16 protein-coding genes are annotated in these 13,696 nt (G+C 65.6%); 7 read left to right on the forward strand and 9 right to left on the reverse strand.

Features of this window, described 5'->3' with window-relative positions; genetic code table 11:
- Nucleotides 1-64: 64 nt before the first annotated feature.
- Both HDC94_RS11710 and HDC94_RS11715 read right to left on the reverse strand, forming a co-directional pair.
- Entirely contained in the window at nucleotides 65-1,117 is a 1,053-nt protein-coding gene (locus HDC94_RS11710; protein WP_179497759.1) for a LacI family DNA-binding transcriptional regulator, read from the reverse strand.
- Between the two features lie 42 nt (nucleotides 1,118-1,159).
- Nucleotides 1,160-2,233, reverse strand: a complete 1,074-nt coding sequence (locus tag HDC94_RS11715; protein ID WP_179497761.1) for a VanZ family protein — start codon at nucleotides 2,231-2,233, stop codon at nucleotides 1,160-1,162.
- Between the two features lie 49 nt (nucleotides 2,234-2,282).
- Here HDC94_RS11715 and HDC94_RS11720 point away from each other — a divergent pair, with 49 nt between their 5' ends.
- Nucleotides 2,283-3,404, forward strand: coding sequence for an AI-2E family transporter (locus HDC94_RS11720; protein ID WP_179497763.1), 1,122 nt, complete (start codon nucleotides 2,283-2,285; stop codon nucleotides 3,402-3,404).
- Nucleotides 3,405-3,426: 22 nt separating this feature from the next.
- On the opposite strand, the gene HDC94_RS11725 is transcribed toward HDC94_RS11720, so the two are convergent.
- The 4 genes from HDC94_RS11725 to HDC94_RS11740 form a co-directional block, all read right to left on the reverse strand.
- Nucleotides 3,427-5,676: a cell wall-binding repeat-containing protein gene (locus HDC94_RS11725; protein ID WP_179497765.1), complete on the reverse strand. Its 2,250-nt coding sequence runs from the start codon at nucleotides 5,674-5,676 to the stop codon at nucleotides 3,427-3,429.
- An 88-nt stretch (nucleotides 5,677-5,764) separates the two neighbouring features.
- The gene (locus HDC94_RS11730) at nucleotides 5,765-6,007 is read right to left on the reverse strand and encodes a glutaredoxin family protein (RefSeq protein ID WP_374757272.1); all 243 of its coding nucleotides are present in this window, start codon (nucleotides 6,005-6,007) and stop codon (nucleotides 5,765-5,767) included.
- 125 nt (nucleotides 6,008-6,132) lie between these two features.
- Nucleotides 6,133-6,915: a hypothetical protein gene (locus HDC94_RS11735; protein ID WP_179497767.1), complete on the reverse strand. Its 783-nt coding sequence runs from the start codon at nucleotides 6,913-6,915 to the stop codon at nucleotides 6,133-6,135.
- Between the two features lie 98 nt (nucleotides 6,916-7,013).
- On the reverse strand, nucleotides 7,014-7,259 hold the full coding sequence (locus HDC94_RS11740) for a DUF4287 domain-containing protein (protein WP_179497769.1): 246 nt from the start codon (nucleotides 7,257-7,259) through the stop codon (nucleotides 7,014-7,016).
- 82 nt (nucleotides 7,260-7,341) lie between these two features.
- Here HDC94_RS11740 and HDC94_RS11745 point away from each other — a divergent pair, with 82 nt between their 5' ends.
- The 5 genes from HDC94_RS11745 to HDC94_RS11765 all read left to right on the forward strand — a co-directional run bounded on the left by HDC94_RS11745 (nucleotide 7,342) and on the right by HDC94_RS11765 (nucleotide 11,202).
- Nucleotides 7,342-7,890, forward strand: coding sequence for a dihydrofolate reductase family protein (locus HDC94_RS11745; protein WP_179497771.1), 549 nt, complete (start codon nucleotides 7,342-7,344; stop codon nucleotides 7,888-7,890).
- Nucleotides 7,887-8,246 (forward strand): YciI family protein, encoded by a 360-nt coding sequence (locus tag HDC94_RS11750; RefSeq protein WP_179497773.1) that lies wholly within the window; start codon nucleotides 7,887-7,889, stop codon nucleotides 8,244-8,246. Before HDC94_RS11745 ends, HDC94_RS11750 begins: the two co-directional genes overlap by 4 nt.
- A 145-nt stretch (nucleotides 8,247-8,391) precedes the next feature.
- Nucleotides 8,392-9,114 carry an alpha/beta hydrolase gene (locus HDC94_RS11755; protein WP_179497774.1) on the forward strand — a complete coding sequence of 241 codons (723 nt, stop codon included), beginning with the start codon at nucleotides 8,392-8,394 and terminating at the stop codon, nucleotides 9,112-9,114.
- A 96-nt stretch (nucleotides 9,115-9,210) separates the two neighbouring features.
- Nucleotides 9,211-9,690 carry an RNA polymerase sigma factor gene (locus HDC94_RS11760; RefSeq protein ID WP_179497776.1) on the forward strand — a complete coding sequence of 160 codons (480 nt, stop codon included), beginning with the start codon at nucleotides 9,211-9,213 and terminating at the stop codon, nucleotides 9,688-9,690.
- Nucleotides 9,691-9,741: 51 nt separating this feature from the next.
- On the forward strand, nucleotides 9,742-11,202 hold the full coding sequence (locus HDC94_RS11765; protein ID WP_179497778.1) for a hypothetical protein: 1,461 nt from the start codon (nucleotides 9,742-9,744) through the stop codon (nucleotides 11,200-11,202).
- 21 nt (nucleotides 11,203-11,223) lie between these two features.
- Here the strand turns inward: HDC94_RS11765 and HDC94_RS11770 are convergent, their stop codons facing one another.
- From HDC94_RS11770 to HDC94_RS11780, 3 genes are all read right to left on the reverse strand, one after another.
- Complete coding sequence (locus tag HDC94_RS11770; protein WP_179497780.1) at nucleotides 11,224-11,922, reverse strand: DUF4279 domain-containing protein; 699 nt, start codon at nucleotides 11,920-11,922, stop codon at nucleotides 11,224-11,226.
- A gap of 37 nt (nucleotides 11,923-11,959) precedes the next feature.
- Nucleotides 11,960-12,550 (reverse strand): hypothetical protein, encoded by a 591-nt coding sequence (locus HDC94_RS11775; RefSeq protein WP_179497782.1) that lies wholly within the window; start codon nucleotides 12,548-12,550, stop codon nucleotides 11,960-11,962.
- Nucleotides 12,551-12,616: 66 nt separating this feature from the next.
- Entirely contained in the window at nucleotides 12,617-13,180 is a 564-nt protein-coding gene (locus HDC94_RS11780) for a hypothetical protein (RefSeq protein ID WP_179497784.1), read from the reverse strand.
- A gap of 293 nt (nucleotides 13,181-13,473) precedes the next feature.
- Here HDC94_RS11780 and HDC94_RS11785 point away from each other — a divergent pair, with 293 nt between their 5' ends.
- Nucleotides 13,474-13,689 carry a hypothetical protein gene (locus tag HDC94_RS11785; RefSeq protein ID WP_179497786.1) on the forward strand — a complete coding sequence of 72 codons (216 nt, stop codon included), beginning with the start codon at nucleotides 13,474-13,476 and terminating at the stop codon, nucleotides 13,687-13,689.
- Nucleotides 13,690-13,696: the final 7 nt, after the last annotated feature.

The following is a 13,696-nucleotide window of genomic DNA, read 5'->3' on the forward strand; positions in this document are numbered from 1 at the left end:
ACGCCCTCCGACTGTAAGCGCATACATTTTTGCGGGGCAACCCCTTGCGCCCGACCGTCGCGGTTTAGTAGGAGCTTTCGCGCAGCACCACGCGGACCGGGAGTGTCACAGCCTGGCGTGGGCGTTCGGGATGCTCGAGCCGCTCCGTCACCAAGTGCACCGCCGCGCGCCCGAGCTCCGACATGGGCTGGTGCACCGTCGTGAGGGTCGGGCTCGAGTGACGCCCTGCTGCGATCCCGTCGTAGCCCGTGACCTGCACTTCTTCGGGAACCGCCACCCCCCTCGCGGCAAGCACATCGAGCACTCCGAGCGCCGTCTGGTCGTTTGCGCACACGACAGCATCCGGCAGGGTCGTGAGCTCCGTGGCGGCCATGCGCCCGCCGTCCCGAGTGAAGTCACCACGAACGATCTGGACCGGTCGATCGCCGACCGCCTGTGAAAACCCTCCGAATCGCTCGATGTCGTCGGGTGAACCCTCCGGGCCCGCAATGTAGGCGAAAGTCTCGGCACCCCCGGCGAGGAGGTGTTCGGTCAGGGCGCGCATCCCCGGTGCGTTGTTGGAGTGCACGTGATCGAAGCGGTCCTGTCGGCCGTCACCACCGAGCAGGACGACGGGGATGTGTCGCGCCGCGCGCTCGAGCATCTCAGCTGGGACCGTGCCCGCAAGAACCGCAAGCCCATCAACGCGCCCCGCCAGATCGGTGATCAGCGACTCGAGCTCCCGACCCGTGCCCGACGCGATCATGAGCGCAAACCCGCGACGACTGGCCTCGAGCTCGGCCCCGCGCAGCACCTCGTCGTAGTAGAGGTTCTCGTTCTGCGGCTCCTCCCCCGCATCCCGCACCACGAGCACTCTCTCGGACTCGTCGGTGATCTCCGGCGCGCCGAGACCGGAGTCATCATGACGCGGAAAGAAGAGGCCGATCACGTTTGTGCGCCGCGCGGCGAGCCCACGTGCGGAGGCGGAGGGAACGTACCCGAGCTGCTCGATGGCGGCCTCGACGCGCTCCCGAGTTGTCGCCCGCACGGACGCCGGTGCCGTCAGCACCCGCGACACCGTGGCGATCGACACACCGGCGAGGGCTGCGACGTCGTAGACGGTCGGCTGCTTTGCCATGCTGTCGCCTCCCGTCTGCGTTAGAACCTCGGCCGTTTTACATTACGTTGCCGAGGTGGTCGCAACGGGGGGCTTGCGCAAAGCGCCCGCATCGTCGAGTTCCATCCCGGCGGCCACAAGCGCGAGGCCACGGTGGTGACGCGTGGTGAAAACCATCACAATCGTTGCCACAAGTAGTGCGAACGATGCTGCGTCGGCGAGCGGATGCCCCACCGCGTCGAGCACCAGAAAGCCGGTGAACCCGGCGAACGTTCGCACCACGCGTGCGCCGGCGAGCGGCATCCAGCCTCCCGTCCCCCGAAGCTGCACCGCATGCTCGCCGATCGTCGACCCCGTCGCGAGCACGGTCGCCAACTGGACGATCACGACCACGCCGGTGCCGATCCACGTCTGCGCGGTCTCGTCGAGGGCATCGATGAGCGGGCCGCCCGTGGCCACCTGGAGCAGACGGATGCCCAGCGCAACCAGAAGCGACAGCAGCAGTGACACGATCACGTCGCACGCCATGCCCAGGATGCGACGGGATGCACGGATCCCGCGCGGCGCGGGCGCCGGGGCATCCCGCCGTCCACGGAAGACGACGAGCGCCACCAGCGACCCCAGCACGGCACCCGTGGTGTTGGCGATCAGGTCACCCGTCGAGAAGAGCCGGTAGGCGCAGGGGTAGATTCCCCAGACACCCGTGAGCTGGGTGGTCTCGACGAAGAGCGACACCACGAAGCCGATGATGGCGGCGCGCACCACACCGAAGCGGAACATCGCCCTCAGGAGGAACCCGAGCGGCGCGAAGAAGATCACGTTGAAGACCACGACCTGCAGGGCGGGGTTCGCGAGCAGACTGCCGCCATCGGCCTGCTCAGCGATGATCGCACGCACGTCCCCGAGGAGGTCGAGCTGTGTGCCGCGGCAGGTGTAGTCCAGCGAATCGGGGGTGGGGAGGGTCGTGTAGGTGAGGATCGCGATGCTGCTGACCAGCAGCGCTGCCCAGCCGATCGACCGCCACAGCGTGACGGTCCCGCGGCGGCGGTAGCTGATGTAGACGAACGGCACGAACACGAGGATCGCGATGACCGAACCAATGGCGACGGCGACGAGGCCGGGAGCAATGCGATCCATGATGCTGAGACGGTATCAGTAGCGCGCCGAGCCGATAGAGTCACTCTCCATGAGACCTTCGCCCCAGCTTCGCGCGAGCGCCGCGTTGCGTCGTGCACCCGCACCAGAGAGTGTCCCGGCCCGTCGAATCCAGGTGAATGCACTCCAGGTGGGTCTACTGGGAACTCTCGGCGTGGGAATCGGTCTCGCCATCATCGGCGCCATCACGACACTGTCGACCGTTCTCGTCTACATGGGCGTCGCCTACTTCATCTCGCTGGCGTTGGAGCCGATCATCAAGTGGGCGACGGGCCGTGGCATCCCCCGGTGGGTGGCATCGTTCGGACTCGTGGTGGCCGGCCTCATCGTGGGCGTGCTCATCGCGCTGGCCGTAGTGCCCATCATCATCAGGGAGATTGCGAATCTCATCGCGGCGGCGCCCGCGTTCGCGGCAAGCCTGCCCGACCAGGAGTGGGTGAAGTGGCTCGTCGCCAATGTGGGCTCGTACATTGACATCAACTACCTCACCACGCAGCTCACGAGCTTCATCAGCGACCCCAACCAGTGGCTCTCGATCGGAGGCGGTCTCCTGGCCGTGGGCTCCGGATTCGGGGAGGCCGTCACCGCGGTGATCGTCGTGACGGTGCTCACGCTCTATTTCACCCTCACCCTCCCCCTCGTGATGGAGAAGGTCTACCAGGCGGTACCGCGCTCGCGTCGCGACGGGTTCGTGTCGGTCACCGAGGAGATCCTGCAGTCGGTGGGCAAGTACGTGGCAGGGCAGCTACTGCTCGCCCTCGTGAACGCGACGGTCACCTTCGTGATCGTTACCGCCGTGGGCGGGCCGGTGCCGATCGTGCTCGCGCTCGTGGCATTCATCTGTGCGCTGATCCCCGTCGTCGGCCCGGTGATCGGCACCACCATCGCTGTGGTTGCCACGCTCCTCGTCAACCCGCTGGGCGCTCTCATCGTCGCCATCCTGCTGCTGGTCTACATGCAGATCGAGGCGTACATCCTGAGCCCGCGGGTGATGGCCAAGGCCGTCTCCGTTCCTGGAGCACTCGTCATCGTGGCCGCCATCGGTGGAGCCTCGCTCGGCGGCATCCTCGGGGCACTCGTTGCGATCCCGGTGGTTGCGGCGGGCATCCTGATCTTCGAGCGCGTCATCAGGCCGCGCCAGGAGGCGAAGTAGCCTCCAGCGCGAGCCCTTCCCGTCAGCACTTGGTGAGTGCTGACACCTCCGGCCCTAGCGTTCCCGTGCCACCGATGACGACCACTTCGTGGAGTGCGTTGCGGTCGAAGGTGTAGAACTGCGCTTCGGGGATGCAGTTCTGCCGCGCCAGAACGAGCCGATCGCCTCCGGAGCCGACAAGCGGGCCCACGGTGAGCGCGTCAGGGAACGAGAGCCCGGAGGCGATGTACACCGTGTTGTTTATCGTGCCGGAGTTGTCGGCGTCGAGCGCGGCCGCCGTTGCCCAACGGTCCTTGCCCGCCAGAGACGGCGAGATCGCCAACCAGGGATAGTCAGAATTCAGTACGGAGGCAGCATCCCAGAGCACGTCCGGTGAGACGCTCGACTCATTCCCCACCGCCTGCACCACCGTCTCCCCTGTCCAGTTCGCCAGGAGGTCGCGGATCGGAGCCGGTGCAGCGGATGCCCCGCCATCCACGATCAGTACCGCTCCCCCGTCGCGACCAGCCCTCGGGGCCGCTGCGAGCGCATCCGGGAAGTTCTGCCCGGTGGTCAGCAAGACCACCGAAGGGGCTTCGTCGAAGGCATCCCCCACCACCAGGGCGGCCGTCTCGTACCGCGTCGCCCCACCCAATCGCTGCACCACCGACGCGGGGTTCTGCTCGACGACAGCATTCATGACGTCGTCGCTGATCGACGCCGCGCTGCCGACGATGACGATGCGGTCGGGCTTCAACCGCTTGAGTTCCTTGGCGGTGGAGGTGGGCAGCTGGGTCGGGTGGACCAGGAGCAGGCCGCCGCCCCGCTCGATCGCGGCGGATCCGGCTGCGAGGGCATCAGCGTACTTCGTCCCGTTGACCAGGTACACGATGTCCGAGCCGCTCGGGAAGAGCTCTTTGCTCACGAGCGCGCTCGTCTCGTAGCGATCTGCACCGGCGATTCGCCGAACGGGCACCGCGGGCTGCACCACGACCTGGGTTCCAAGATTCACCACAGAGCCCCCCTCCACCACGACGGGCTTCGCCGTGCTGAAGGTCTTCGCACCATCCGGGTAGACGCCTCGATCCCACGCGATATCGCCGAGGAGCTTCGGAACGTACGTTCCCGGCTCAAGGCGCTGGACGCGCGCGACGCCAGCACTGTCCATCGACTCGGTCCCGGCTTGCGTCCGCACACCAGTGCTCGGATCGGTAGCGATGAGCGTGAGCGAGGCACCGTTGGTGGGTCGGGTTCCGTCGGGGTTGGTCAATTTCACGGTGACCACACCACCCAGCCTCAATACGATCTGCAAGTCGCGCTGATGGACGGCCTCGACCAGCTCGATCTCCGCCCCTTCGCTCCAGTAGGTGGGGAGGACATTGAGCTTCGTGTTCGAGTTTGGAACGGCGTAGATCGTGTAGAGACCGGGGGGAATGCTCTCACCTCCATGCATCCAACGGCCCTGGGAGTCGGTGAGCACCGCCTCAACCGATCTGCCGTCCGAAATTCGCTTCAGCTGGACGTAGACCTGCGGCGCTGGGACGAGGACTCCGGGGGAAGACTCCCACTGAACCGTTCCGCTGAGGGCTCGCACGAGCGGCAAGGTGACATCGAATCCGGTGAGGGCGGAACCGGGGGTGACCACGATCCGCGACCCGGGATCGCTCGCCGGCAGTCCGCTCCAGTACGCCTTGCCGATGGCCCTGCTGCCCCTGTCGTCGACGCTGAGCACATACTCGCCGGGTTCGACCCCCACGAAGGTGAAGGTGCCAGCGGCCTCGTCGAGGATCCTGGGGCGGTAGGAGTTCTTCTCGGAGTTGAGATAGATGCTGAGGTAGTCGCTGAGAGTCTCACCCGGGGGCGGCACCGCGGTGCCACTCACGGTCGACGCGAGGCGCTGGGAGCCGTTCGCTTCGAAGACGTTCCCGTCGTAGATCGTGAACGTCTGGCTCCCCTGCGGCGACTTCCAGACTTCCTCGGTCCACACGTCGTTCTCATACGCGAAAGAAATCCGATACGTCCCGGTGTACAGGTTGTTGAACTCGTACGAGCCATCGGCTGCCACCACGGGATACGGCGACATCGAGTAGTTGTCGCTCCGGATGAGCTTGACCTGCACTCGACTCGGGTCCCACGGGCCATCACCCTGCGGCGTGACAACGCCGTGGACCGCAGCGAATCCGGGTGAGGGAACGGGGAGCTCTGCTGCGGCAGAGGCTGGGCTTGCCGCTAGGCCGAGTGCGACGGCGAGGGCCGCGATCGTCGCGCCGACGCGAGTGAGGGGGCGTAGCATCCCGAGCGTTCTCCTTTGCCGCCCTCGCCGAGAGCATCTGACCAAAGTCTAGCGACAGAGATGAACATAGCTCGTTGTGTAATGGGCGCTACAACTTCGCCGAGAGCTCCGCGTCGCTGGGCTCGACGAGGTGAGTGCCGTCAGAGAACAGGATCACGGGGATGTTCGTGCGCCCGCTGATCGCAAATGCGCGGTCAGCACCCTCACGCTCGGCCTCGACGTCCACGTAGTCGTACTCCACGCCGGAGGCATCGAGGAGCGCCTTCGAGCGGCGGCAGTCTCCGCACCAATCGGCGCCGAACATGAGCGGGCGGGTGGTTGTCTCGGGCACAGAGGACTCCTTCGGGTCGGGGCATCCATTCTCACCCACGATTCCGGAACAACTCTGGGCAGAGAAGAGCGCCCGGCCCCACCTGCCCGCTCAGCGGGGAGGGCGGCCGGGCGCTCTTCCAGTAACTAGTCGCGAGCCGTACGGCGCGAAACGGATGCGGCGGCAACCGCCGCGGCGCCGAGGAGCAGAACACCCGCACCCAAGGCCGCCGCAGCGAGCGTGTTCTCGCTACCGGTCTCGGCGAGCTTGGGCTCGACCGGGGCGGCCGCGACGACCGGCGCAGCGAACGTGAGAACGGTCACGCCGCAGGTGTTGTACGAGGTGGGGTACACCTCACCCTCTTCTTCGTAGGGCACGGTTGCCCAGTCGAGCTGGACGACGCCGGACTCAGACGTGTAGTCGAATGTCCAGACACCGTTGTCGACAAGCTGCACGGTCTCCGCAGCGACCGAGACCTCGTTAGAGGCCGTGAAGGGCTCGTCGCCCTCATCGTCCGGGCACAGCGACTGGTCGAAAAGCGTGTCGCTCTCGAGCGTGATGGCGCCGATCTGGTCGGACGTGATCGTCACACTCACCGTCTGGAAATTGCACACCTCGGAGTCGGGGGCGGTGTAGATCGAGATGGTCTTGCTGACCGGGTCAACATCGACGTCGACGCTGCCGCACCAGGCGGAAGGGTTCTCGACGAGATCGGCCTCGGTGAGCTCGGGGCCTTCGCCAGCAGTGACATCGGTCACTTCGAAGACGACGGGGCCGTCCGAGTTTGCGTTGACCGGCAGGTCGAGGGCGGCACGGATGCTGACGACGATCGGCTCGTCCGCGGAGACTGCGGTTGCGCCTGCGAGCGGAAGGGCGAGAGCGAGGGCGCCAACGGCGACCAGGGCGCCAAGCTTGGGGTACGACTTCATGGCGGATGTGCTCCAAACTGGGGGTAGATACTCAGGTTAGCGAGAAGATCACCCCCTCCGCGAGTTCTGAAGAGCGCGTGCCGCCGAGAACGCACGGTCTACTCGGCGAGTTTTGCCTTCACGTAGGCAACGATCGCGTTGGCATGCCCGTGCCCCAGACCGTGCTCGGCCTTGAGGAACTCGACAGCCTTCATGTGCGCCTCACCGCCGTCGAGCCGCTCGACGACGACGTCGATCCACTCCTGCATGGGGCGACCGTACGTCTTCTCGATGCTGGGGAAATAGGACGCTGGGCCCTTCGGTTTGGTTCCCGTGAGATCGGGCGCCGTCACTCGCGAAGTCATGTTGACAGTGTAGACACGGGCGGCCGAAGGAGATTATCAGCGGGGGCTAGTCGCGCGGAACCCGGATGTGTACGTTGTTCACATGGGCCGCCTCGTGTACACCGGACTCGTCTCACTCGACGGCTACATCAATGATGCTGACGGCCGCTTCGACTGGGCAGAGCCCAGTGAGGAGATCCACCAGTTCGCCAACGATCTGGATCGCACCATCGGAACCCACGTCTACGGTCGCCGGCTCTACGAGACCATGGTCTTCTGGGAGACGGTGCCACCGGCGGAGCCGGTCATCAACGACTACGCAGAGCTGTGGCGGGATGCGGACAAGGTCGTCATCTCGACGACACTCAGCGAGGTGGCATCCGCTCGAACGACCCTGATGCGCGAGCTGTCCCACGAGTGGCTCGCCCAACTCAAGGCGACGGCCACTCGCGACATCGGCATCGGCGGGCCGACACTCGCCGCCCAGGTGTTCGACCTCATCGACGACATCCACATGCTCGTGTACCCAGTCGTGGTTGGTGGCGGCGGCACACGTTTCCTCGCGGAGGACGCGGTCGGCAGTTTCGAGCTCGCCTCCAGCCGAGTGTTCAGCAACGGTGTCATCCACCTGCACTACCGAAAGGACGCATGATGCGCTTCACCCTCCTCATGAGCTACTCCGAGGCCGGCGGCGCCGCCCTCACCCCCGAGCAGATGGAGGCCGGACGCCTCGAGTTCGACCGCTACGGCAAGGCTCTCCACGATGCTGGCGTGCTCGTTGCGGCCGAGGTGTTCACACCCGTCGCTAGCGGCGTCACCATTCGCGGCGGCGAGATTGCCGAGACAACGGATGACGCGGCCGAGCAGTTGAGCGGAGTGTTCGTGATCGACGTCCCCGACCAGGAGGCCGCCGTCGATTGGGCTAAGCGCTGCCCCGCTGCCGAATGGGGAACGATGGTGGTGCGCGGCGCCGGAGTCTCTTTCGTCGATGGTGGGTGGCGGGGCTAGCTGATACTCTTCGTCGCGGATCGTGAGCGAGATGAGGAGGTGGTACCTGTGAACGAATCGACGTGGGTGCTCCTCAACGGGGTCACGGTCGGGCGATAGGTCGTCCGGGAGCGCCGTTCATTGCGCACTCCCGAAAGGCACGACCATGCACTTCACTTCTGAACAACTTCTCGACGGCGGCGTTCTCGAACGCGAGTTCTCGATCGAGGGGATTCCGGGCATCCTGTGGACCCCTTCCTCGGCTCCCGCTCCACTCATCCTCATGGGCCACCCCGGCAACCTCGGGAAAATGCGGCATCGCTTGAGGGGCCGGGCGATCCAGTCCGGCACCGCCGGTCTCGCATCTGTGTCGATCGAGCTGCCCGGTGGGGGTGACAGGCCTTCGATTCCGGAGCTCGAGCAGGCTCGGGCCGACCTTCACAACGCCATTGAGGAGGGCCGCCCCGTCGGGGAGATCGTCGACAGGCTTGTGGTGCCCCTCATAGAGAAGGCGGTGCCCGAGTGGCAAACCACGCTGGACGCGGTTCTTGAGTTGCCTGAGATCTGTGGCCCGGTGGCCCTCTCGGGCGGCCCGATCGGCATCGGTATCCGTCTCGCGCGAGTCGAACCTCGGCTTGTCGCCGCCGGACTTTTCGCGGGAAGCTATGTTCCGCACGCCATGGTGGAGGAGGCCCGTGAGGTCACAATCCCCCTCCACGTGCTTCTCCAATGGGACGATGAGGGCAACGATCGGCAACTCGCTTTCGATCTTTTCGACGCGTTCGGGTCCAGCGAGAAGACCCTGCAGGCCAATCTGGGCGGGCACACCGGCATCCCTGCGTTCGCTGGAGAGGATGCCGCGAGGTTCTTCGCCCGGCACCTGAACTGAGCGACGGGCCGAGACACGACCTGTCTCGGCCCGTGACGCGCAACTCGCGCGAAACGTTGCGTTGTCGTTGCTCGCCGCAACCGCGATGCTAACTACATGGTCACACCCGACGCCTCCTTCGAGCGCGCCTACAGCCAGTACTTGCCTGCCGTGAGCGGCTACCTGTTCCGACGGGTGGAGCGCCAGCATGTGGAGGACCTCGCAGCGGACGTTTTCGCGATTGCCTGGCGCAAGCGGGCATCCGTCACCGAGGGCGAGGAACTGCCGTGGCTGTACCGCATCGCCGCGAACGTCGTGTCGAACCATCGCCGCAAGCAGGCGACCGGTGTCGTTCTGCTGGCATCGCTGCGCCCGGCGGATTCGGCGCCGTCGGCTGAGGACATCGTGGTGGCGGATGCATCGCTCGCCTCCGCGTGGCGAAAGCTCAAGCCCGCCGAGCGCGAGTTGCTCACCCTCGCCCTCGTGGAGGATCTGGCTCCCGCGGAGCTCGCCGTGGCGCTCGGCGTGAGTGTGAACGCCGCGACGATCCGGCTGCATCGGGCCCGCGCCAAACTCGCAGCGCTGCTGGCTGAGTGAAGAATTTCGGATGCACGTGAAAGAACTCGCATCTCGCGACATCCCCTCTACATGACCAACCACGACGACCTCAGCAACCGCCTCCGCCACGGAGTCGACCGCGGCACCGCCCCCGAACTCTCGTCGGACCTCGTGACGGGTGCCGCCGACCGCACCGCACCGCACCTGGCGAGCCCCGCGCGCACTCTGCGCGTTGCGGGCAGTGCCGGATTGGCTATCGCCGCTCTGGCCGTTGCAGCCCTCGTCGTTGTGCCGAACGTCACGCCGCAGGCCTCGCCGTTGTTTGCCGCAGCCGAGAGTGCTGGGCAGACGAGCGCTATGGTCGCCGGAGACAGCCGCGGCGCTACGAGCGACTCGAAGATCGGCTGGTGGGTCGACTACAACTACACCGCAGGCCCGTCGCTCTCCAACGAAGGTGGACGCGGGGAGGTCTACCGGCTCGTGCTTGATGGATCGGACCCTGAGCAGCGCATCGCGGACCTAGCCGAGAGGTTCGGTGTCAGCGGTGCTGCGGTGGCCCCCGAGTGGTCCGACCTGGCTTACCCCACTCTGGTTGTGGGTTCCCAGGACGGCACCGACAAGAACGTCTCACTCAGCGCATACGGCACCGGGGACTGGTGGTTCAACGACCCCTCCGCAGTGTCCACGTATGTATGCGACACCACGGGCACCCCGGAGGAGTCCGACGAATACGGCTGCCGGCTGACTGCCGACAACCCGGTGAGCCTCGCCCCCACCGACGATGAGGCTCGCACACTCGCGCAGGAGTTGTTCGCCTCGACCGGCTTCACCGTGGATGCTGCGGACATCGATGTCTACTCCGACAACTGGAGCACCTCGGCGACCGCCTACCTCAGCGTCGATGGTCAGCGAACCGCGCTCGCCTGGAGCGCAAGCTGGTCGAACACCGGGGGCCTCGCCTACGCGAGCGGTCACTCAGTGAGCGTGGAGTCGCAGGGCACCTTCGACACAGTCTCTGCGACGGATGCCGTTGCTCGCCTCGAGGATGGGCGCTGGTTCGGCTCTGCCGGCCCGGACTTCCAGGGCGGCGGCGCGATCGCCTTTGCGGCGGACGGCATGCGCGGCACCCCCGACCCGAACCTCGTCGACCTCGCCGGCCCCGACGAAGCGGTGACGGATGCCACGGACTCGGGCGACACGTCCATCTCCTCCCCCGTCGACCCGACCGCACCGGCTGAGCCCACCGACGCCGCGACGCCCGAGCCCGGTGCCGTCGACCCGGCCACGCCGATGCCCGAGGAGACTCCCCTCCCGGAGCCCACGCCCGAGGTCGTCGACGTGACCATCGACAACGCCACCGCAACTCTGGTGATGCTCTGGGACGTAGACGGCAACGCCTGGCTCGTCCCCGGCTACGCGATGCAGATGGACGAGGGCTGGTGGAACTCGGTCGTCAGCCTCGTCGACGGCGTGATCGCCCTGCCGGAGCCGATGCAGATCGAGCCGATGGTGGACCCAGAGAGTGCGGACACGGGCGTGCTTGTCGATTAGCTCGCTGGCGACATCCGTGAGCTACGGCGCCGTTCGGCTCACCTCGACGTACCGCCGTGGCTCGCCGACGGACACACCGGGGAGGGCGTCGCACCATTCGGCGAAAGCAGCGGAGTCGGCATCCACCGCTGTCGCCCATCGGGTCGTGAGCAGGTAGGTTCCGCGTTCATCCGCCGCTCGAGCCAGGTCCGCGCCCTGGAACCCTTCGAGGTCAAGCAGGGACCACCGAGCATTGTCGAAATGCTCCTCGAACTGCGCCTGAGCGGGCTCGCTTACCCGAAGCTGTTGCACATTTTGTATGGGCCCAGACTCGGTGCCGAACACGAGCGCCGCGCTCCCCTTGACGTCGCAACCGAGCTCCGCGATGCGGCGGAGCGCCTCAATCGTGAAGTAGAACCCGGGTTGCTCGCTGTCGGTGATCCCGTCCCACCAGATCGACATCTCGTAGTGTGCGCGCAGATCCGCGAGGAGGCTTTCCTTGCCTTCAAGAGTGCTGGCGAGTCCCATGAACCCACTTATGCTGCTGGGCTCGCCTTCGGCGCACGAAAGTTGCCATCCGGACCGATCGCGATATCGCTGCTCGCGACCATCTCGCGGCTTGCCCATCGGCTCGCCCTTCTCCCACGAGCGGCTCGGTTCCAGACCCAGCACTCGCGTGACCTCGGCAGAGGTGTGCGTCTTACTCGTAATGAGAAGGGATGCGTGGCTATCAATGATCACGAGGGCGAGGGTAGCGCGATCCCACCTTGAGGCAGCCTTAGGGCCGCTCTCGTTTGGCCACCGGCGTCCAAGCGAGGGGTGAGACTGACATCTGCGGACCGTCCCACAACTGCTGTCCCCGATCGCCAGCGATCTCGCTCGCGAGAAGGTCGCGAAGCTCTAGGTGCTTGTAGTGCACTTGAACCTGAAGCTCCTCGATTAGCTCGATCATCTGAGCAACGAACTCTGTTGGGCACTCGATGGTGTTCGTGTAGGGCCACAGTGAACCAACCGTGATGCCGCCCGCATCCCTGATGAGCTCGACCGCCACAGAAGCCCTCTTGGTGGCACTGTCAGCATGCGCGATTGCGCGGTTCCTGAACTTCCTCGCGGCATGGTGCGTCTCAGTCATCCCAGTCGGGGTCTCGACAAGATCGCCAAGATTGGGCCGCTCGTTCGTCATGTAGCAACGCCAGTACGCGATCATTCCCGCGCTGATCAGGTGCTGTCGAAGCTCCGCGTCGCCGTGGGGATGCTCGCCCTCGTCAATCTCGATGACCCGGGTGAGCGCATCCACGGCCTCGTCAAGGTCGCCGCTGCACTCGTTGAGCAACGCGAGATCTCGGCTCGTTTCGGTGTCGATATCCACCCAACGCACTTCTTTCGCGTCATTCATGGGAGCAGCTCAACACCTGCCTGACAGGGCGCGCCACCGCTAGCCCGTGACATGCGTGACGAAGCAGTTGCCGTTCGACACCTCGAGGTCGAATCCGATCGAGTCCAGGAGGAGCGGCTCGCCCGGAACATACTCGAGTTCCACTCCTGAGGCCGTTCCCTGGCCCGAATCCGCTTGGACCACGAGAAGTAAGAAGCTGGACTCGGGCGTGAAACTCCTCAATCCGAGGAACCGCTCGTTGGGCTCCGTCAGAGCGTCAACTATCCCGCGCGTGATCGGTTCCACTCGAGAAATGGGCGGCTCTGGGCCGTCGGCCAGACCGACGGCGTCGATCTCGAGCCCGCTCGCGCCGATCAACTCGGCATGGTCCACCTCAAGGCTGCCCTCGGTACCAGCGACCTCCAGCTGGACTATCGCAGTGCCATCCTCCAGCCGGAAGCACTCTCCCGAGTGTGCCGCAGGCTCAACGAAGTCGTGCTCGCTCCCACCGAGGATCGAAAACAGGCCGATGCCCGCGATAACGAAGATCCCGGCCAGGGCGACAAACAGAACACCCACGGGAACGAGCACACCGACGAGTACCTTCGTCGATTGCTTCGCCATCCCAGCATCATCTCAGCCACACAGTTGACGAATCGTAACAATCGAGAGTCGATAGGTAGGAGCGACCAGGAGTCCTCACGATCGACAGGTCGCGCTGCGGGCCAAGGTAAGGTCTTCTCATGTCGACCGCGCCCTCGCCTCTAGTGGACGATGCCCCAAGCGCTGCGGGTCAGAGTGACATCGGTCTCATGGCGGCCCTCTCGCTCATCTTCGCGCTGGCGCCGTTCGGAATGAGGCTGCTCGCCACCTTTTCGCGATACGCGGTGATGCTGTTCATTGGCGGAGGATCCGCGATGAACACTTTTGACACCGTCCAGCTCGTGATGGCCTGGGTGGCTCTGCTCCCGAGTACAGGCCTCGGCACTCTCGCGGTGATCCTGGGTGTTCGGGTGAGGCGAGACCCGTCAGCGACCGACCGGCAAGCACGACGGGCGTTCGCGGGAATCTTGATCGGAGCATTCGGCGTAGTCGTCATCATCGTCAACATCGTCGTCTTCGTACTCAGCTAGCGCACTG

It is taken from the genome of Leifsonia sp. AK011, from assembly GCF_013410945.1.
Lineage (GTDB): Bacteria > Actinomycetota > Actinomycetes > Actinomycetales > Microbacteriaceae > Rhodoglobus.

Bases quoted from the DNA above. Each gene is read 5' to 3' on its own strand.
- HDC94_RS11710 (WP_179497759.1), bottom strand. From the start codon at position 1,117: ATGGCAAAGCAGCCGACCGTCTACGACGTCGCAGCCCTCGCCGGTGTG.
- HDC94_RS11715 (WP_179497761.1), bottom strand. From the start codon at position 2,233: ATGGATCGCATTGCTCCCGGCCTCGTCGCCGTCGCCATTGGTTCGGTC.
- HDC94_RS11720 (WP_179497763.1), top strand. From the start codon at position 2,283: ATGAGACCTTCGCCCCAGCTTCGCGCGAGCGCCGCGTTGCGTCGTGCA.
- HDC94_RS11725 (WP_179497765.1), bottom strand. From the start codon at position 5,676: ATGCTACGCCCCCTCACTCGCGTCGGCGCGACGATCGCGGCCCTCGCC.
- HDC94_RS11735 (WP_179497767.1), bottom strand. From the start codon at position 6,915: ATGAAGTCGTACCCCAAGCTTGGCGCCCTGGTCGCCGTTGGCGCCCTC.
- HDC94_RS11740 (WP_179497769.1), bottom strand. From the start codon at position 7,259: ATGACTTCGCGAGTGACGGCGCCCGATCTCACGGGAACCAAACCGAAG.
- HDC94_RS11745 (WP_179497771.1), top strand. From the start codon at position 7,342: ATGGGCCGCCTCGTGTACACCGGACTCGTCTCACTCGACGGCTACATC.
- HDC94_RS11750 (WP_179497773.1), top strand. From the start codon at position 7,887: ATGATGCGCTTCACCCTCCTCATGAGCTACTCCGAGGCCGGCGGCGCC.
- HDC94_RS11755 (WP_179497774.1), top strand. From the start codon at position 8,392: ATGCACTTCACTTCTGAACAACTTCTCGACGGCGGCGTTCTCGAACGC.
- HDC94_RS11760 (WP_179497776.1), top strand. From the start codon at position 9,211: ATGGTCACACCCGACGCCTCCTTCGAGCGCGCCTACAGCCAGTACTTG.
- HDC94_RS11765 (WP_179497778.1), top strand. From the start codon at position 9,742: ATGACCAACCACGACGACCTCAGCAACCGCCTCCGCCACGGAGTCGAC.
- HDC94_RS11780 (WP_179497784.1), bottom strand. From the start codon at position 13,180: ATGGCGAAGCAATCGACGAAGGTACTCGTCGGTGTGCTCGTTCCCGTG.
- HDC94_RS11785 (WP_179497786.1), top strand. From the start codon at position 13,474: ATGAACACTTTTGACACCGTCCAGCTCGTGATGGCCTGGGTGGCTCTG.